Source organism: Spirosoma montaniterrae (assembly GCF_001988955.1).
GTDB classification, from domain to species: domain Bacteria; phylum Bacteroidota; class Bacteroidia; order Cytophagales; family Spirosomataceae; genus Spirosoma; species Spirosoma montaniterrae.
The window spans coordinates 24,098-43,304 of the sequence record NZ_CP014263.1; the positions used below are offsets into that span (position 1 = coordinate 24,098).

Here is a 19,207-nt window from a genome sequence, read left to right on the forward strand (position 1 = left end):
CCTACTAATTTGTACGCAGGTAAGGTGCCTGATTGAAGATAGCCGTTGTCGCCGTATCAACCGATTGTGTGTCGGTAATATCGGCTCCCCGAATCGTAGCGTCGAAGAGCACGTTGAGCTGCACCGGGTTGTTGCCGTTGGGAGCGGGGCGATTCTTTAAATCGACCAACTGAATTTCCCAGTATCGGTCACTGACCTGATAGGTGTAGTAGGGCGGAAAAAACGGATCGAACCCCCAGCCGCCAAGTCCGCCGAAACCACCGCCGAACCAGTAGTTCGAAAAATATGCATTGGGGTTGACACCCACACCGGTAAAACGGTTGTTGACCCGAATAATTGCCACACCCAAATCGGCGGGTTGCCCTTGCGCCACGCGCCGGAAGCCCCGGCTGGTAAGGGCTGCCGCTACATTCGAGATAAATCGCCGGTCAATCTCATTTTGCGAGGTGGTTACCCGGTCATTTTGCTGCACCACTACCGAATCGGCCAGACTAAATGTGGGATATTGGCTGAAATTCACCGAGCGGTCGTAGTTGGTAATATATACCAGTCGGTCCTGGGGAGAGAGGTCGTTCAGGGCGTTTTCCCGGCAGGCCATCAGGGCACCGCTAAGGGCCAGCAACAACACCAGCAGCCGTCCCAAATATCCATGTTTTCGTTGTTGAAGCGTTTTCATACGAGTATTTGCTATCTACTGTTTACTTAACGAATTGGGAAAATGGAAGTTTATACAAGTGAGGTTAGAAAGCAATTAGAATTCTACGGTTCGCTATGTCGCTCCAAACCGTACTTTTGCGCGACCGTTTAACAGATGTACTCATTATGGACTTCAGGGACTTGATTCGCGGCATGTCTTTTTTCGATATGCACGTACATATGATTTCACGAACAACTGATGATTATCAGGCGATGGCCGATGCGGGCGTGGTGGCTCTGATCGAACCGGCGTTCTGGCTTGGTCAGCCGCGCACGGGCGTCGATTCGTTCCGCGATTATTTCGCTATGCTGGTGGGTTGGGAGCGGTTCCGGGCGTCGCAGTTTGGCATCCGGCATTACTGCACCATCGGCCTGAACTCGAAAGAAGCCAATCAGGAGGCTCTGGCTGAGCAGGTTATGGAAATTTTGCCGCTATTCATCTACAAAGAAGGCGTGGTCGGCGTGGGTGAAATCGGATTTGACGACCAAACCCCCGCCGAAGAAAAATACTATCGCGCTCAGTTGGAGTTAGCCAAAGAAGCCAACCTCCCCGTGCAGATTCACACGCCCCACCGCGACAAAAAGCAGGGAACCACCCGCAGCATGGACATCGCGCTCGAACATGGTCTCGACCCCGGCATGGTGATTGTTGACCACAACAACGAAGAAACTGTGCGCGAGGTACTCGACCGTGGTTTCTGGGCTGCGTTTACCATTTACCCATTCACGAAGATGGGTAACGAACGCATGGTGGAGGTGGTGAAGCAATACGGTCCCAACCGCATTATGATTAACTCAGCCGCCGACTGGGGTATCAGCGACCCGTTAGCCGTGCCGAAAACAGCCGCTCTGATGAAACAGCGCGGCATTTCTGACGAAACCATCCGGCTCGTAACGTTCGAGAATGCCATAACGGCCTTTGCGCAAAGCGGCCAAATTAGCCTTGACGAACTCACGCAACCTATCGACATCGACCAAAGCCAACGCTTCAACGGCAGTTCGGTGCTGCGCGGTGGTCAGGCACCGAGGGTTGATAAAGAATCGACGATAATTAAATAGTGTTGAATGATTGAGTGGTTGACTGATTGAATGTACTCTCAGCATACCCATTCAATCAGTCAACCACTCAATCATTCAATCAATCTATGCTGAAAGCCCTTCTCTCCCTCACCCGCCCTGCCAACCTCGTTACGGCCATTGCCGACGTGCTGGCGGGGATGGCTATTGCGGGCTATTTTCTGGTTCCAAATCCGCCCCCTGCACCAGTGGGGTGGTTGTGTTTGGCTACGGTTGGCCTGTATGGCGGGGGCGTGGTCTTCAATGACGTATTCGATGCCGAGTTAGACGCCATTGAGCGACCCGAACGCGCCATTCCGAGCGGGTTAGTAAGCAAACAGGCGGCTTCGTTGCTGGGTGCTGGATTGTATGTGATGGGAGTTTTTGCATCGTTTCTGGTTAATTCAACGGCGGGTTGGCTGGCAATGGCAATCGTGCTGCTATCGCTTATCTACGACCGTTTTGGTAAGCATCATAACTGGTTTGGGCCGCTAAACATGGGCCTGTGCCGGGGCCTGAATCTGCTGCTGGGCGTAAGCATCCTGCCCGAACAGGTGGGGCCGTGGGCGTGGGTAGGATTGGTGCCAGTGGCCTACATCGGAGCCATCACGATGATTAGCCGGGGTGAAGTACACGGCGGTCGGGCTGGAACGTTGCGGTTGGCGGGTTTGCTCTACGCGCTTGTCATCGGCTGTGTAGCGGCTCTGGCGCAACGGCGTGGGCAACTCGGTACAGCACTGCCGTTTCTGATACTGTTTGGGTATTACATTTTTCCACCCCTCTGGCGGGCCGTTCGCGACCCCATCGGGCGTAACATTGGCCTGGCTGTAAAAGCGGGCGTTTTATCGCTCATCGTCATGAACGCGGCCTGGGTAGCGGCTTTCGCATCGTTTCCGCTGGCAATGCTGGTGTTTTGCCTGCTGCCCCTCTCGCGACTACTGGCAAAGGCGTTTGCGGTAACGTGACTTACAGTTCACAGTGAACAACCAACAGCCAACAGTGATGCACTGCGTAACTGTTGGCTGTTGGCTGTTCACTGTGAACTGTAAATCAGGCGTTCTGCGGAGTGGAGAACTCTTCAAGAGCCATTTCGAGGTGCTGGGCAATCATCTGCGCCGACCGACCTTCAATGTGGTGCCGCTCGATGAAGTGAACCAGTTCGCCATCTTTGAAAATACCAATGGCGGGCGACGACGGCGGATAGGGGAGCAGGTACTCGCGCATCCGGGCCGTAGCATCGATATCGCCACCGGCAAAAACGGTATACAGTTGGTCGGGCTTAACGGCACTGGCTGCCAGAGCCGCTTTCACGCCCGGACGGGCCGCGCCAGCCGCGCAGCCACATACCGAGTTTACAACAACCAACGCAACACCTTTCTGGTCAGCCATGGCCGCGTCAACGTCGGCGGGCGTGGTCAGTTCTGTGAACCCAACGCTGGTCAGGTCTTCCCGAAACGGGACAAGCAAATGAGGAGGATACATATTTAGTTTACAGTTTGCAGTTTTCAATCAACAGTTGGCGGGCTACATGAAGCCCAATTCGAGTTTGGCTACTTCCGACATCAACTCGGTAGAGTAGGGCGGGTCGAAGGTCAGTTCAACGCTTACGTCGTTGACGCCCGGTACGGCCCGTACTTTTGCTTCGATTTCGCCTGGTATCTCACCCGCCGACGGGCACGAGGGCGAGGTCAGCGTCATCAGAATATAAACGTTGTTGACCGGAAAAATCTTAATATCGTAGATCAGGCCCAGTTCGTAGACGTCCACCGGAATTTCGGGGTCATATACGCCTTTCAGGGCCAGGATGATCTGTTCTTTCAATTCTGTTTCGTCGTTCATTGTCGTCATGGCTTAACGGCTGCGTAGGCGCGGGCGGTATTTTTCATGCGTTCGATCATAGAGGCCAAACCACCGGCCCGCAGCGACGTAACTAAGTTACGCATCCCCACTTTATCAATGAAATAAAGATCGGCACTGGCAATGTCTTCGGGCTTTTCACCCGACAGTACCCGAATCAGCAGACTAACTAACCCTTTCGAGATTTGGGCGGTCGGTTCACTATCGCCCATGAAAAACAGCCGCTCACCTTTTAGTTCCGAATCAACCCAGACTTTCGATTGGCAGCCCATAATCCGGTTCTCGTCGGTTTTGGCCGATTCGGGCATCGGGGGCAGTTTTTTGCCGAGGTCGATAATGTACTGCGTCTTGTCCAACTGATCGTCGAACAAGTCGAACTCGTCGATAATTTCGTCTTGTTTCTGGTTAATGGTCATGAAGTTACAGTTTGCCAAGTGGCATCCCCATTGGTACTAATGCAAGAATGAGCGGAATATCTGTCTGTGCGCTATATACCAGTCTATATCTGCCTACGAACACTTCCCGAATGAATGAGACATTATAATCAGGAACCATCCGACCCATGCCAGGGAATTGTTCAATAAGTCCAAGTTTCTTTTCTAACTGCTCCATCCAATCATCGGCGGCTGACATTGACAAGTCCAGTAGGTAAGAATAAGTCCTCCGTACATCTTCGCGAGCTGAGTCTTTCCAATCAACCATTCTGCTTTGCCGACTCAGCTAGTTTCTGTTGTTTCAATTCGTTTAGCTCCTGCATTACTTGGGCATGCGAAACATGCTTGGTTTCAAGCAGGCGCTGCTGAATGAATTTGATGAATAGAATGCGCTCAATCAACTCTTCCGAAGATACTTTATCAGGTAGTTGGCTGAGGCTATCAATAACCTGATTTTTATCCAACAACAGTTCCTCGTCCATGTTTGTTAAGGTTTAGAACGTCTTACAACATCATTTTCTGCACCCGGCGCAGACCCGCAATGAGCCGGTCAACTTCGTCTTTGGTGTTATAAACCGCAAAGGAGGCCCGCGTGGTTCCGGCAATGCCGAAGCGTTGCATGAGCGGCTGGGTGCAGTGGTGGCCTGTTCTTACCGCGATACCCTGCTGATCGAGAATCACGCCCGTATCCTGGTGGTGAATGCCATCCATAACCCACGACACGACGCCAATTTTATGTTTGGCCTGCCCAATAATCCGCAGCCCGTCGAGTTCCTGTAACTGCTCGGTGGCGTAGTGCAGGAGGTCGGCTTCGTGGGCGGCAATGTTCTCTTTACCCAGCCCGTCCATGTATTCGAGCGCGGTTTTTACGGCTACTACGTCGGCGATGTTGGGCGTTCCGGCTTCAAACTTATACGGTGGGTCGTTATAGGTCGTTTTCTCGAACGTAACTTCCTTTATCATCTCGCCCCCGCCCCGGTAAGGTGGCATGGCATCGAGCAGGGCGCGTTTGCCGTAGAGGACGCCCATACCGGTGGGTCCGTAAAGTTTGTGTGCCGAAAATACGTAGAAATCAGCGTCTAACGCCTGCACGTCGAGGTCGAGGTGCGAACTGGCCTGCGCCCCGTCAATGAGCACAACGGCCCCAACGGCGTGGGCTTTTTCGATAATCGTTTCGACCGGGTTGATGGTGCCGAGCGAGTTGGACACATGCACGACCGACACGAGTTTGGTACGTTCCGACAGCAGCTTTTCGTATTCATCAAGCATCAACTCGCCGTTGTCATCCACCGGAATTACCCGCAGCACACAGCCGCGTTCTTCGCAAAGCATTTGCCAGGGCACAATATTGGAGTGGTGTTCCATCCCCGAAATAACAATCTCGTCGCCCGCATTCAGGAATTTGCGTCCGTAGGTCTGGGCCACGAGGTTGATGCCGTCGGTGGTGCCATACGTGAAGATGATTTCTTCCCAGTGCTTCGCGTTCAGAAACTGCTGAACGGCCCGGCGCGACGCTTCAAAAGCCGCCGTAGCCTGCTCGGCGAGGTGGTGAATGCCCCGGTGAATGTTGGCGTTATAGCCTTCGTAATAACGCGTGAGGGCATCGATGACGGGCAGCGGCTTCTGGTTGGTGGCCGCATTATCGAAATACACTAACGGACGCCCATTTACCTGCTGATGGAGAATGGGGAAATCCTGTCGGATTTTAGCTATATCAAGAATTGTTTCGGGAGCCGCTTGCATGGAATTCAGGATGAATTGTCTTCAGGATAACAAAGCGGGTGGGGGAAAGGTGCGGGTAATGAATAATGCACAATGAACAATGCTGGTTAGTAGCAACCATTATTCATTGTGCATTATTCGTGGTTTATGCTATACTTACTTCCCCAGCTTCTCTACCACAACGCCGTTCAGAAACTCGCGGATGGGCTGGATTTTTATCTGGCTCAACACGTCCTGGGCGAAGGCATAGAGCAACAGCGTCCGGGCTTCGTCTTTCGGAATGCCGCGCGACCGCATGTAAAACAGGGCTTCGTCGTTGAGTTGCCCGGTGGTGGTGCCGTGCGAACACTTTACGTCGTCGGCGAAGATTTCCAACTGCGGTTTGGTGTTCATGCTCGCGCCCGGCGACAGCACCACGTTTTTGCACGACTGGTAAGCATTGGTTTTCTGCGCGTCGGGCCGGACGTAGATTTTGCCGTTGAAAACGCCCGTGCCGTTGTCGTCTAAGATGCCTTTGTAAAGTTCGCTGCTATACGAATTGGGCATAGCGTGGTCTACCAGCGTATGGTTATCGACGTGCTGCCGACCGTTGGGCATATACAGCCCGTACATGAATGCTTCGGCATGTTGACCATTCAGCACAATGTTCAGGTTATTACGCACAAAGTGGCCGTTGAGCGTAACAGTGGCCGAGTAAAAATGGCTGTTGTCGGCCTGACTCACCTGTGTGGTGCCGATGTGATACGCCTGCTCACTTTCGTTCTGTACCTTGTAGTACTGCATCCGCGCATCGCGGTTGAGCACAATTTCGGTCACTACATTGACGAAACTGGCACGGTCGCCCATTGTCCTGAACGACTCGGCCATTGTGACTTCGGCGTTGCGGCCTACAATCACGAGGTTGCGGGGCTGCGACGTTATGTTGTTTTGGCGGCAGTCGCTGACAAAGCGCAGAATAACAGGTTGCTCAACAACGGTGTTATCAGGAATGCGAAGCACTGCTCCATCGTTGGCTAAGGCTGTATTCAGTGCCGTAAATGCATTGTCCTGGTAATCAGCGTAGCGGGCAAAGTGCGATCCGATAAAGTCGGGGTCGGCTTTAAGGGCTTCGGCAAATGTCGTTATGGATAGCTGACTGGCCGGACTAACAATCCGCGACAGTTCGGGATGATAGCGACCATTTACGAAGTAGAGCACATTGCCTTCCAGATTTGGAATTGCCAATGGAGCCAGATCGGCTTCAGTTACGGTCGTGTTTTCATCCAGTTCAAACGCCTGTTTGAACAGACCACTAACATTTGAATACTTCCATTCTTCGTGCCGGATGGTAGGGAAACCCAGCAGATCGAACTGCTTCAGCGCGGCCCGGCGCACCTGATGCAGGGGCATTTTGGCCTCGCCATTCATGCGTTCTTCGTTCGCGTGAAAAGCCGCCAGCAGTTGATCTTTAAATTGATTGTATGATGAGAAAGACATTTCTTTTCATTTTTCACTATGTTATACGACTTGCTCGGCTTTGATCCAGTCGTAGCCTTTTTCTTCCAGTTCGAAAGCCAGTTCTTTAGGACCCGATTTCACAATGCGGCCCTGATACAACACGTGAACGTAATCGGGAACAATGTAATCGAGCAGCCGCTGGTAGTGTGTAACTACGATAGTCGACCGTTCGGGAGAGCGAAGTTTGTTAACGCCCTCAGCCACAATGCGCAGCGCGTCGATATCTAAGCCCGAATCAGTTTCATCGAGAATCGCCAGTTTCGGTTCGAGCATGGCCATCTGGAAAATCTCGTTCCGTTTTTTCTCACCACCTGAAAACCCTTCGTTCAGCGACCGGCTCAGCAACGACTGGTCGATGTTGACGAGTTTCATTTTCTCTTTCATTAATTTCAGGAACTGCACGGCGTCGAGCGGTTCCTGCCCGCGATGCTTGCGGATTTCGTTCATGGCCGTTTTGAGGAAGTTGGTCGTGCTGACGCCCGGAATTTCGACCGGGTATTGAAACGCCAGAAATATGCCTTCGGCGGCCCGCTCTTCAGGAGCCATCTCAAGCAAATCCTGGCCCTGATACGTCACGCTGCCGTTCGTTACTTCATATTGTTCGCGGCCTGCCAGTACCGATGCCAACGTGCTTTTGCCCGCTCCGTTCGGCCCCATAATCGCATGAATCTCGCCGGAGTTGATCTCCAGATTCAGGCCCTTAAGTATTTCTTTGTCGCCAATAGAGGCATGCAAATTACTGATGGATAACATGTAGGTTAGATGATATGTCGACTCGAAAATCAAGCCGCAAAGTTAACCGATTCGTCGGTACGTATTCGGTACTGTAACAAAATCAGGCGATTAAAAGTTGAGCATCACATTGCTTATTCGAGAAGGGGCTTTTTGTAGAGGCAGAATCGGTCATAAAAAACCTGCTTAACATGGGGTTGGTAAATCAAAACGGGGCTGAAAGTCTGGCAATGTGTAGCAGACTTTCAGCCCCGTTCAATGACGTACTAATTTTACTGTCCTCCCGACGGTTCTGAGGGAAGTTGTAACGGTGCGCTCCCTCCGCCACCTCCCGGCTGACTGCGTCGTACCTGCTCGATTACGAACGGCACACACTTGGCCGGTGGGCAACCACAGACATTCTGCGGCACCGTTACGGCTACGTCTATAAAGCAGTCGCCCGAGAAAATCCGTACTGTGTACACGTCTCCTGCCGAACTGGTCGGGTTTGTCAACCCTGTTGCCAGCACGCTACCCGTCGTAGCAGGCAGGTTCTGATTGGTGTCAAACAACGGTGCCGAGGCCGTATACGAATCCCCTTTCGCCACGTTATAGGTCAGCCCGCTCAGGGCCGTACCGCTCAGAATAAGCTGGGCATCGGCATTGGCTACAGTGGCCGTCTGGCTATTGCAGGTAGCGGCTACTGCTGTCAGCGAAGGAGCTACAGGCGCGGGAATCTCATTGATAATGACGGGGCAGCAGGAGCCATCGGGACAACTCGAAACGTCGTCCCGGAATGCCTGTACCTGATATTCGCCGGGCAATGTAGCTACGAAGGTATTGGCCGAACCACTCTGCACGGTGGTGCTGGTTGCTGAGCCGGGGGCGGTGTAAATCCAGTCGTAGCTGTCATAACCAGCCACTGTACTCAGGCTAAACGCATAATCGCTGCCCTGACAGGCCGTAAACGGTACAGATACGCAGACCGTAGCCGTAGACGAGCAGTCGGGACCACTGGTTACGCTTACTGTAAAGGTGTGTACGCCTGAGGGTAGGGCCGACGTATCCGTAATTTCAGCATTGGGCGTTTCAAGGGTAACACCATCAGGCGCGCTCCAGACATACGTGTATGAACCAGTGGGCGACACGCTCGCAGTAAGCGTAGCCGAATTACCAATCGCTACTGTGCCGCTGCTGGCACTGGCTGTTACCGAGAGGTCACAGACCGGAGCTGCTGAAACGCTGATGCTCAGCGGAAGCTCCACCGAACAACCGTTGGCATCGGTAGCCGTGACGGTAAAGCTGCTCAGACCTGAACCCGTCGGCGTACCGCTTATCACATCGCCGACCAACCCAAGTCCTGGGGGTGGAGTACCCGCCGTGACTGAGTAGGCGTAAGGAGCCGTACCGCCCGATGCAGTCAGCGTCTGGCTGTAGAGGGTACCTTCCTGGGCAGTGGGCAGGCTGGTAGGAAGTAGCGAAAGCAGCGGACATGTTGCCGTGATGCTCAGGGGCTGCTCGTCGAAACAGCCGTTGGCATCCGTCACGCTAAGGGTGAAGTTGGTGGTAGCTGCTGCGGTGGGTGTTCCCGAAAGAATTCCCGTGCTGGCATCGAGGGTCAAGCCTGTCGGGAGTGTGCCGCTGGCAACCACGTAGGTCAGCGAACCTACCCCGCCCGTGCTGGCCAGGCTCTGGCTGTAGGGCTGGCCCAGGGTGCCGCTTGTTAGTGAGGTAGTGGTGATTGACAGGGAGCAGATTACCGAAAGGCTGGTTGTTGCGGTGGCGGTGCAGCCAACACCATTGCTAACCAGCACCGTGTAGGCATAAACGCCTTCAGTAGTGGGAGCCGTTATGGTGCGGCTGGCAACCGTTGTTGCAGTCGGCGAGCTGATGCCCGGTCCGCTCCAAGTGTAGTTGGTAGTGCCTGCCGTCACGCCCGAGGCCGATGCGTTGAGCGTAACAACGGCACCGGGAGCTACGCTGTTGGGTGTGGCAGTAGCTACCACGCTGGTAGGCGTTACGCAGGGAACGAAAGCGGCATCGTAGACAAAGGTGTTTTGCCCGGCACCGCCCAGCGTAAACGAAACAATGCCTGCCGGATTGGGCTTGGAGTCGACGCGCCCGTTGGGGTCCTGATTGGGTTTGGTGCTCAGGCTGAGTGCCCCTGCCGAAGCACTGGTTGGGAAACAGATTGAGTAACTGTTTCCGGCACTTAACCCTGTCAGGCTGTAGACGAAACCGGTAGCGTTGGTGCCGCTGGCGTTCGAGAAGTAGTATTCGCCATTGCTGCCGGTTACTACGGTTGTATTGGCCGGTACGCCCGAACCTTTTAGCTGCACCGTAATGCCCGCCAGAGCAAGCTCTCCGGCGTCCTGAATGCCGTTGTCGTTATCGTCGCGCCAAACGCGGTTGCCAATCTGGACAGGGGCCACTCCGCACCGCAGTTCCAGATCACCCAAACCCGCCGACTTACCCGTTGCATTGACGTTAGGCGTTCCATCACCATACACCTGAAAACGGCTGGCATTGTAGTTGGCGTCCTGATTAGAGCCAAACGCCGTGCCTCCCGCCGAACCCGTGCGGTTGTTGAAGCGAGATACGCCCCCCGACCATAAATCGACGGGGTCAATTACGGTAGCCATTACCTGCCCGCTGCCGGGGAAGAACGTTAGCCCGCCGATAGCGGTTTCTTCGTGCGGAACAAAACCGGCTTCGTAGCGGTCGTCCCAGTAGTATTCGCCCCCGCCGTTGCCTTCGTTACGACCCGCACCGAGTGTTGCTATGCCACCTGCCGATGCGTTGCTCTCCACAACAAACGTACCGCTGTTGTTGTGTACGCGCATCAAATCGCCCCCGCTAATGCCCGTCCAGCCATTGCTGCCAGAAGCAGACGTAGGCGAGGCTGTTGTGGTTGTGCCGGGGCCTGTGACGTAGGTAAACGACGTAGGACCGTTATTGTAGGTGCCCAATTGATAAGCAGTACGGTCGCCAAAAGCCAGTATCATCGAGCCGTCTACATCGAACTCAATGTCGGTTAACATAGGCTGTGGATAACTCGCAATACGAGAGTTGTTAAAAGTTGACGACTGAAAAAAGAGATTGAAATTATTGGTCCAGGGCCTCCAGAAGCGGCTGCTGGCCGAGGCTGGGTTTGTAGACGTGTACTCATTACTGGCAAATCCGCGCTGAAAGCCCAAAGTGGTGGAAAATACCTGCGTAGCAACTCCGTTTTGCGGATTCACCTGATAAACCAATGCTTTCAGGTCATTACGCGATTGAGACACTTCAGCCGTACAAACGGCACCAACGTACACATTGCCCCGGTAAAACTTGGTAGCGAAAATCTGGTAATCGTCGTTGGAGCATGTACCGGAGGGTACAATAGTGTAGGACTGAATTTGACCGGAAGCCGGAGCCGAGGGCGGATTGCCAACCGGAATTACGTACAGTTTTTTGTCGAACAGGTTGGTAACAAACAGCGTCTGTTCATCATCCGACAGATCAAGGTCGCCTAAGCCAGCACGACCTACATTGCCAAAGCCCCAGTTGTCGTTGCTGGGTGAGTTAATATTGGCTGGCAGGCTGCGTGCGCCTTCGGTGCCAGCGTTGAGCGTCAAAAACAAGGGGGCCGATACGGTTGTGCTGGCCGGACCCGTGTAATCGAGTTTGTAAATGGCACCTAACCTCCCGTTGAGAACGCCTGCATGACGACGCACAAAGGCACCGGCAAACATCTGTTTGCTGGATCGCTGATACGCCAAACCCCAGACTGAGCCGGTGGCGGGGCTGTTGGCATCAACGTTTTTGCCCGTGGTCGACGTGGCCGTGGCGTTGTAAGGAAAGGTAACGATGGTTGGTTCGATGGCCGTTTGATTGCCATTGACGAAGCACGTTGTGACAACGTTGGTGTTAAGTGGCCCGCAGAAATGAGCGGGATAGTTCAGGCCATAGTTGACCACTGCTGATCCCGACAGGTTTACGAACCGAACACTCGAACCGCTTGCACTGCTGTTTGTTGGCGCACTCACAAACCCATCGTAATCAGTAGCGACAGGATTAGAGAATTCTAATCGATAAACGCCATTGGCCCCCACGTTCAGCGTATAAAGCCCTGATGCGTCTGTAAGGGCAGATAGAGACGTGCCCAAACTATTAATAGCCGTGACACGAACGCCCGGAACACCTATTTCGCCCGCTGAAATACCCGTGCCCGACGTGGGGTTATCAACGAGGCCGTTGCTGTTAAAGTCACGGTATACTGTACCTGTAATAGTTTGGGCGTAACTATTGGGCGAGTTGGTCAGCAGGCACAAAAGTGCCAGCAGACCAGTAACAAGTAATAAGCGTGTAGAGGTAGGCATCGAATAAATATTTTGTGTTGATCGAATGGTTCATTCGATAAATTGGCAATATGTGTGCCATGAGAGCATTTCATTAGAGAAAGTGAGTTTTTATGTGTTATTTTAACTGGTTTATTTCTTATTTTGATTAGACTATTACTTATTTATAAGTTAGTATAATGAGTAACTGAGTTTTACAAAAAATATGCCAGCCATCCAACTTAGAATTGGCCTTATATAACCTATATATTAACTCGTTTCATAAAGAAAAAGTAAACGGGTAGCTGAAGAATGCTTCAACTACCCGTTTACTCGTACAAATCAGCTCACCTATTACTGACCACCAATACGGGTTCCTTTTCTGGTTTGCTTTAACACAAACGGCACACACACAGATGGCGGGCAGTTGCAGTTGGCGGGCAAAATAACTACCTGCTCATCACGGTGGCAGTTTAGCGCGTTATAAACCCGGACCCAATACGTGCCTGCGGGCAGCGTACTGGCCAACACGCTATTAATTGGTAAAGCCATCGGATTTGATGTTATCAATGTACCACTCTCAAAATCAATACCGCCCCGGCTGATTTGATATGTCAGATTCGTCACGCTACTTAGCCCTGTAAGTATAATACGCCCATTGGCTTGCACTGTAGACCCCGAGCAGGTAGGAGTACTGGCTGTCAGCGAGTAAGACGCTACACCCGGTATCTCTTCCACAATGAAGGGACAGCAGCTATAATCCGGACACAGCTCATTAGCATTGTTCGCCGAAAGCTTGTACTCGCCGGGCTGGCGCACTTCCAGTATATTAGTGGTGAAGCTGGTGAGTTCGGTAGTCACGCCCTCGAAGGTGCGGAACCAATGATATTTGGTGCGCTCGGTGGGGGCCGTCAGTTGAAAGACATATTCGCTGCCGGGGCAGACAAGAATCGGAATACTGGTACAAACGTCGACTTCCTTACCAGGAATAGCGGCTTTGTTATACACGATTCCTTCGGTTGTTGCTGTCACCTGGAACGTTAAGCTAAGACTTTGTCCGGCTCCGATGCTGGAGACTGTCCACGTACTGGCTACCGAAGCTGACATGGCTGGGGTGAACGTAGTACCGGTTGGAGCGACAGCCGAACCCAACAGATAGGTGGCTCCTTCGGAGAGCAGATCCCTTACGACGGCTGTGGTCGCTACTGAGCCGGTATTGGTCAGCACCACTGTGTAGGTCAGTACGTCGCCCACTTTCGCCCTACTCTTGTCAACAGCTTTCGCCAGATTGAGTGAGGGGTTAGGAGCGGTTGTGCAACTCATCGGCACAGTATAAATTATGCTACTGCTGGTGCTGGAGCCGTTGGTGAGCACAGCAACTACCGTGCGGCTGACTGGTCCGTCACTCACGCCCGATACTGAGAAGATAGCCGTAGGCTGGCCTGCCGTGACCGTCTGGCTCAACACAACGCTTCCGTTGTCGCTTACAGTAAGAGTAGACCCCGCTGGGGCATCGGTGAGCGTTACTATACCACTGGCGGTGTAGGTGTTGGTCGCTGTATTACAAGCAGGCAGGCCAACGTTTACCCGTACCGTCGGTGGAGTTGGGTCGACTCTGATCGTCAGGGGCAGGATGGCCGTACAACTCTTACTGTCGGTCACCGTTAGGGTGAAGCTGGAGTTGCCCGCTGAAGTAGGTGTGCCTGAAATGACGCCTGTACTGGCATTGAGCGACAGCCCGCTGGGCAACGTACCAATAGCGTTGAAGGTCATTGGGACGATACCACCACTGGTGGCAATGCTCTGGCTATAAGCCGTGCCAACCTGGCCGTTGGGCAGGCTGCTGGTGGTAACGCTCACCGAGCAAAGGGTGCAGGCCAGCGGTACGCTGTAGGTGGTGCTGGCCGGGGTGCCATCGGTCAGCCTTGCCACAACGGTGCGGCTGGCTGGTCCGTTGCTGACCCCGGTCACTGAAAAGATCACGCTGGAAGAACCGGCGGCTACGGGTTGGCTCAGCACGGAGTTGCCGTTGTCGGTGAGGCTCAGGCTGGAGCCTGGCGTAGCGTTGGCGATGGTGGCTGTGCCGCTGGCGATGTAGGTGTTGGTTGCCGTGTTGCAGACGGGTGTCCCAACCACCACCACAACCGTCGCTGGAGCGGTAGTACAGGAAACGGGTGCGGTGTAGGTGGTGCTGCTGGTGCCGCATCCGGCTAAACTGGCCGACACGCTTCGGGGGCTGCCATCGGATACTAACCCGGCCATTTGCTCAGTAATCAGCGTGGCGTTGGCCGGAACAGTAAGCGTTCGACTCTCCACGCCGTCGATAAGGGTAAGGATGCCGCTGCTGGCGGGCGGGTTGGTCAGCGTTACGCTCAAGGTGGCTGTGTAGCGGTTGGTAGTCGGGTCGCAGGGGCCAGCCGTTGCGGTTAGGGTCAGCGAACAGACTGGGGCCGCTGAAACGCTGATGCTCAGCGGAAGCGGCACCGAACACCCGTTGGCATCGGTAGCCGTGAGGGTAAAGCTGCTCAGGCCCGAAGCCGTCGGCGTACCACTTATCACATTGCCGACCAACCCAAGTCCTGGGGGTGGAGTACCCGCCGTCACCGAGTAGGCGTAGGGAGCCGTACCGCCCGATGCGGTCAGCGGCTGGCTGTAGAGGGTGCCTTCCTGGGCAGTGGGCAGGCTGGTAGGAAGCAGCGAAAGCAGCGGACATGTTGCGGTGATGCTCAGAGGCTGCTCGTCGGCACAGCCGTTGGCATCCGTCACGCTAAGGGTGAAGTTGGTGATGGCTGCTGCGGTGGGTGTTCCGGAAAGGATGCCTGTGCTGGCATCGAGGCTCAAGCCTGTCGGGAGCGTCCCGCTGGCGACCGCGTAGGTCAGCGAACCTACCCCGCCCGTGCTGGCCAGGCTCTGGCTGTAGGGCTGGCCCAGGGTGCCGCTTGTTAGTGAGGTAGTGGTGATCGACAGTGAGCAGACCGAGCAGGAAACTGGTGCGGTATAGGTGGTGCTGGTAGTGCCGCAGGCCAACACGCTGCTGGCGATGCTGACGGTCTGGGTCAGGCCGTTGGAAGGCAAGCCGTTGAAGATGGCGGTTAGCGTGTTGGTGCCCAAACCGCCCGAGGTAGACAGGGTCTGGGTTAGCGTACCAGTGCTGATAGTGATGCTGCCCTCGACAGGGTTAGCGACCGTGACTACCACGGTTGCCGAGTAGGTGTTGGTAAGGGGGTCGCAAGGGCCGGCAGTGGCTGTCGCTCCGAGTGAGCAGATGGGAGCCGCTGAAACGCTGATGCTCAGCGGCACGGTAGCCGAGCAGGCCTTGCTGTCTGTTACGGTTAGACTGAAACTGGTTGTACCGGCTGCGGTAGGTGTACCCGAGATGACACCCGTGCTGGTGTTGACAATCAGCCCGGCTGGTAGAGCTCCTGTCGAACTGAAGGTGTAAGCGGGCGTGCCACCACTAACTACGATAGTCTGGCTGTAAGCTGTGCCGATCTGGCCGTTGGGCAAATTGGCTGGAGTGACCGTCAGGGCGGGGCTTACCGTTAAAATACCATTGGCCGTGGCTGAGCAACCTTGGGCCGTTGTGCCCGTGACCGAGTATGTGCCAGCTACGCTGACTGAGATCGACATCGTTGTGGCACCTGTGCTCCAAAGATAGGTGCTGGCACCCGACGCGCTGAGTACTCCTGTCTCTTCGGCGCAAACAGTGGCTGAAGTGGCTGTTACGAGTGGTAGTGGGTCAATGGTGAGCACCCGGCTGAGTTGGGCAGGTTCGCAGCTACCACTGCCGTCAGGGTCAGCACTCGTCAGCGTCAGCGTTATACTGCCAGCAGTGACGTCGGCCAGTGAAGGCTGGTAGGTTACAGCCGTGACAGACCCAATTGTGTTCAATGAAAGAATGCCCGTTCCATTGCTGGTGAGTGTAGCTGACGTTGCTCCGCTGACACCCGCTGTAAAACTGACTAGTGCTTGCCCGCAGGTCTGCATGGTGGTGGGCAGTAACGTCAGGCTAACCGGCGTCTGGCAGGCGCAGTTGACCACGACCGACTTGGTGTCTGTACAAGAGCTGCCGATGGCGCGAACAACTACGGTAGCAGTGGTGCTGGTGGTTGCACTGAGGGTAAAGCTATTAGCAGTGGTGAAGTCTCCTCCGTTGAGACTATACTCAAGCACACCTGCCCCTATGTTGGTTGTTTCCACCGTTAGGCTGGCCACGTTGCCCATACATGCTGTACCCTGGGTCAGGGCGATGATCTGGGGCTGGGGGTTGACCGTCAGCAGGGCCGTTGCCGTTGCCGAGCAGCCTGCTGCACTGGTAGCTGTCACTGAGTAAGTACCCGCACTCATCACCTCAATGCTGGCCGTGGTTGCGCCTGTGTTCCAGAGGTAGGCTTCCGCTCCTGTTACCGTGAGTGTGCCGGTCTGTCCGCTACAAACCGTAGCGGAGGTAGTTGTCAGGGTAGGAGCAGGACAAACGACTGTAATACTCAATGGCAGGATGGCCGTACAACTCTTACTGTCGGTCACCGTTAGGGTGAAGCTGGAGTTGCCCGCTGAAGTAGGTGTGCCTGAAATGACGCCTGTACTGGCGTTAAGCGACAGCCCGCTGGGCAATGAGCCGATGGCCGCGAAGGTGAGCGAACCGGGGGCGGCTCCACTGATGGCAATATTCTGGCTGTAAGGCTGATTTACTGCGCCGGAGGCTACGACTGTAGTGTTAATCGAAAGGGAACAGACCGTACACGAGGCTGGTGCTATATAGGTAGCACTCGCGCTGCCGCAGTCAGTCAATGCTGCCGTTATGGTGTGTGTCGTTGCTCCTGACGCTAAGCCCGTCAGTGAGTAAGCTACCGACGTAGCACCTGATGGAACAGTGACAGTGGTGCTGTAGAGACCATCTGTGATCGTCGCTGTGCCGCCCGCTGTGGCTGTCAGGTTAACATTGCCCGAAAGAGTATATTGATTAGTGGCTGAATTGCAGGTGCCGGGCGTGACTGTCAGCGTCAGGCTACAGGATAAGGGAATATAGTTATATACTTCAACGTCGCCACCGGCACCCTTTATGTCGTCGCCAGTGCCGTCATAACCAGGCACATACGGAACGGCTCGGAAACTACTAACCTTACCTCCCAGGTTGCCATTCGTGATGCTCCCGACTGTCGTTAAGTTTGTTACCTGCAGGCCATGTGGGCCATCGGATGTGATCATATCACCCGCGCTGAACACTAACGTAATATCCGACTGACCATTTAATGGGGCAACATCAATACCCCCATAGGCGTCGTATGTATTAGGCGTGCTGGAGGTGCCAGGATTAATTCTGTTCGCCAACGTAAAATTCGTTGTACTACCCTGATAAACATAGACGTGGGCATCGTGTACGTATGTGCCCGCATCTGATATCATGGTTCGGCCTGCCAAGAGCATCTTCGTCCCATCTTGCGTAAAAGCAATGTCAGTGATAAATTCTTTCTGACGGGCAGGCACATCAAACTCTTCAATATCCGTTGCCGAGTTAATAGTGCCATTGGCATTCAGCGCCACCGACCGAATACGGGTATCGCTCGTGTTACTGTAATCGCTTCCGTAAGGTTTATTGCGATTTACCTTCCAGGTACTGTAATACAGCCGTCCATTCTTCACCGCCAATGCCCAGGGCAGATTAGTGCTGATGCTTGCACTCGTGCTTAGGGGCGCGTCCGGGTCAACAGGATTCGCAAACCACGCACTTGTGCCTGGTGCCTGATAGGAGTCAAGGATGGCTCCTGTAGCATTTAGGCGATAAATTTTTCCATCGCTGAAGTTGGAGACAAAAAACTGGTTATTAGTACGGTCATAGCAAATGTCGCCCATGCCAGGTCCCTTCGTGCGTCTTTTCTCGGAAGAAAGCCAGCTAAGGATTTCCACGGCTGTTTGGGGCAGAACAGCAAAGACAGTGGGTGTCCCGGTTGTTTTATCAATTTTATAGATTGTACCCGCTGCTGACACACTACCTGCTGAGCTGCCATTGCCATTCCATCCGCCAATTGTGCCATACTGCGAAGGGGATAACCAGGATGCATAATTCCACGGATAGGAGGAGGAGGCAGTTGCGTACAGATTTCCTGAAACATCGAACGTAAGTCCGAATACATTGCCAACTTTTTCTATAGTCCAGTCGGGGTGGTGATAAGACGGAGGCCCATCCCAGACGGTTCCCGGTGAGGTATAAGGAGCAGGGGCTGACAAATCAACTAACCCCAATACATAATTCGTCATGGATGAAGTATTGCCAGCCACCGAATTGACAGCACCGCAACTGACAGCAACGGTGCCGTATTTGATGTCAGGTAATGCAGCATATGTACTCGTTTTTGATGCCAGACGCGCCGATGAATGAGCAAACGAAGTGGTTCCGGACGGAACGGTTACAGCCGCTCTGCGAGTGCCTTCGGTTAAGGTCGTGGAACTGCCCTGTGTAGTCGTTAGGTTGATGTTTCCCGTCAGAATATAGCCGCTGTTAGGCAGAATTATACCCGCCCTGTTGGGGACTGTATCGATGGTATCGGCGTTAGTTTCTGTGCCGGGAGTTAGTATGGCTCCATACGCCCTGTTTACATTGCATTCGTGGAGGATAGTGCCTGTCACGGTTCGGCTATATCCCGCAAGAGCGTATAATATTAGTCCTGCAAACGTGAAAAATAATTTAAGAAATGTAGTGAATGAATTCATGACCCGGCAGTTTATATTGTGTAGAGAATGTCGCCGAAAGTCGCATACCAAAAAGTTTGCCGATCTTAAGAAACTCTGAATTTATAGGTGAAATTCTGCGAAAATGTGCTGAAATAAATTTTTGAGTAGCTTTATTCACCACGAACTCTGTTGCAATGGCGTAGATAAATTTTATGCCAATTATCTATATATTCATTGGTGGGT

The 19,207-nt window shown here is 53.8% G+C and carries 13 protein-coding genes; 2 read left to right on the forward strand and 11 right to left on the reverse strand.

Going from position 1 to position 19,207, the window contains the following annotated elements; translation table 11 throughout:
- Positions 1-4 precede the first annotated feature (4 nt).
- Positions 5-676 (reverse strand): DUF4136 domain-containing protein, encoded by a 672-nt coding sequence (locus AWR27_RS00115; protein WP_077129322.1) that lies wholly within the window; start codon positions 674-676, stop codon positions 5-7.
- Between the two features lie 146 nt (positions 677-822).
- On the opposite strand from AWR27_RS00115, the gene AWR27_RS00120 reads away from it, so the two are divergent.
- Both AWR27_RS00120 and eboC read left to right on the forward strand, forming a co-directional pair.
- Positions 823-1,755, forward strand: a complete 933-nt coding sequence (locus AWR27_RS00120) for a TatD family hydrolase (protein ID WP_077133703.1) — start codon at positions 823-825, stop codon at positions 1,753-1,755.
- Between the two features lie 86 nt (positions 1,756-1,841).
- Positions 1,842-2,717, forward strand: coding sequence for a UbiA-like protein EboC (gene eboC, locus AWR27_RS00125; protein ID WP_077129323.1), 876 nt, complete (start codon positions 1,842-1,844; stop codon positions 2,715-2,717).
- Between the two features lie 85 nt (positions 2,718-2,802).
- On the opposite strand, the gene AWR27_RS00130 is transcribed toward eboC, so the two are convergent.
- The 10 genes from AWR27_RS00130 to AWR27_RS00175 form a co-directional block, all read right to left on the reverse strand.
- Entirely contained in the window at positions 2,803-3,234 is a 432-nt protein-coding gene (locus tag AWR27_RS00130) for a BrxA/BrxB family bacilliredoxin (protein WP_077129324.1), read from the reverse strand.
- Positions 3,235-3,276: 42 nt separating this feature from the next.
- Positions 3,277-3,591 (reverse strand): DUF59 domain-containing protein, encoded by a 315-nt coding sequence (locus tag AWR27_RS00135; RefSeq protein WP_077133704.1) that lies wholly within the window; start codon positions 3,589-3,591, stop codon positions 3,277-3,279.
- Positions 3,592-3,596: 5 nt separating this feature from the next.
- Positions 3,597-4,025 carry a SufE family protein gene (locus AWR27_RS00140; protein ID WP_077129325.1) on the reverse strand — a complete coding sequence of 143 codons (429 nt, stop codon included), beginning with the start codon at positions 4,023-4,025 and terminating at the stop codon, positions 3,597-3,599.
- Between the two features lie 4 nt (positions 4,026-4,029).
- Entirely contained in the window at positions 4,030-4,311 is a 282-nt protein-coding gene (locus AWR27_RS00145) for a type II toxin-antitoxin system RelE/ParE family toxin (RefSeq protein ID WP_077129326.1), read from the reverse strand.
- The gene (locus AWR27_RS00150) at positions 4,304-4,525 is read right to left on the reverse strand and encodes a hypothetical protein (protein ID WP_077129327.1); all 222 of its coding nucleotides are present in this window, start codon (positions 4,523-4,525) and stop codon (positions 4,304-4,306) included. The genes AWR27_RS00145 and AWR27_RS00150 overlap by 8 nt, the downstream gene beginning before the upstream one ends.
- A gap of 22 nt (positions 4,526-4,547) precedes the next feature.
- The gene (locus AWR27_RS00155; protein WP_077129328.1) at positions 4,548-5,786 is read right to left on the reverse strand and encodes a cysteine desulfurase; all 1,239 of its coding nucleotides are present in this window, start codon (positions 5,784-5,786) and stop codon (positions 4,548-4,550) included.
- A 135-nt stretch (positions 5,787-5,921) separates the two neighbouring features.
- Complete coding sequence (sufD, locus tag AWR27_RS00160) at positions 5,922-7,241, reverse strand: Fe-S cluster assembly protein SufD (RefSeq protein WP_077129329.1); 1,320 nt, start codon at positions 7,239-7,241, stop codon at positions 5,922-5,924.
- A 21-nt stretch (positions 7,242-7,262) separates the two neighbouring features.
- Positions 7,263-8,015 (reverse strand): Fe-S cluster assembly ATPase SufC, encoded by a 753-nt coding sequence (gene sufC / locus AWR27_RS00165; protein WP_077129330.1) that lies wholly within the window; start codon positions 8,013-8,015, stop codon positions 7,263-7,265.
- 251 nt (positions 8,016-8,266) lie between these two features.
- A complete protein-coding gene (locus AWR27_RS00170) occupies positions 8,267-12,334 on the reverse strand; it encodes a putative Ig domain-containing protein (RefSeq protein ID WP_077129331.1) in 4,068 nt (1,355 codons plus the stop codon).
- A gap of 312 nt (positions 12,335-12,646) precedes the next feature.
- Positions 12,647-18,919 carry a beta strand repeat-containing protein gene (locus AWR27_RS00175; RefSeq protein ID WP_232325931.1) on the reverse strand — a complete coding sequence of 2,091 codons (6,273 nt, stop codon included), beginning with the start codon at positions 18,917-18,919 and terminating at the stop codon, positions 12,647-12,649.
- Positions 18,920-19,207 lie beyond the last annotated feature (288 nt).

Excerpts from the sequence above, each read along its gene's own strand:
- AWR27_RS00115 (WP_077129322.1), bottom strand. The coding sequence starts at position 676 with ATGAAAACGCTTCAACAACGAAAACATGGATATTTGGGACGGCTGCTG.
- AWR27_RS00120 (WP_077133703.1), top strand. The coding sequence starts at position 823 with ATGGACTTCAGGGACTTGATTCGCGGCATGTCTTTTTTCGATATGCAC.
- eboC (WP_077129323.1), top strand. The coding sequence starts at position 1,842 with ATGCTGAAAGCCCTTCTCTCCCTCACCCGCCCTGCCAACCTCGTTACG.
- AWR27_RS00130 (WP_077129324.1), bottom strand. The coding sequence starts at position 3,234 with ATGTATCCTCCTCATTTGCTTGTCCCGTTTCGGGAAGACCTGACCAGC.
- AWR27_RS00135 (WP_077133704.1), bottom strand. The coding sequence starts at position 3,591 with ATGAACGACGAAACAGAATTGAAAGAACAGATCATCCTGGCCCTGAAA.
- AWR27_RS00140 (WP_077129325.1), bottom strand. The coding sequence starts at position 4,025 with ATGACCATTAACCAGAAACAAGACGAAATTATCGACGAGTTCGACTTG.
- AWR27_RS00145 (WP_077129326.1), bottom strand. The coding sequence starts at position 4,311 with ATGGTTGATTGGAAAGACTCAGCTCGCGAAGATGTACGGAGGACTTAT.
- AWR27_RS00150 (WP_077129327.1), bottom strand. The coding sequence starts at position 4,525 with ATGGACGAGGAACTGTTGTTGGATAAAAATCAGGTTATTGATAGCCTC.
- AWR27_RS00155 (WP_077129328.1), bottom strand. The coding sequence starts at position 5,786 with ATGCAAGCGGCTCCCGAAACAATTCTTGATATAGCTAAAATCCGACAG.
- sufD (WP_077129329.1), bottom strand. The coding sequence starts at position 7,241 with ATGTCTTTCTCATCATACAATCAATTTAAAGATCAACTGCTGGCGGCT.
- sufC (WP_077129330.1), bottom strand. The coding sequence starts at position 8,015 with ATGTTATCCATCAGTAATTTGCATGCCTCTATTGGCGACAAAGAAATA.
- AWR27_RS00170 (WP_077129331.1), bottom strand. The coding sequence starts at position 12,334 with ATGCCTACCTCTACACGCTTATTACTTGTTACTGGTCTGCTGGCACTT.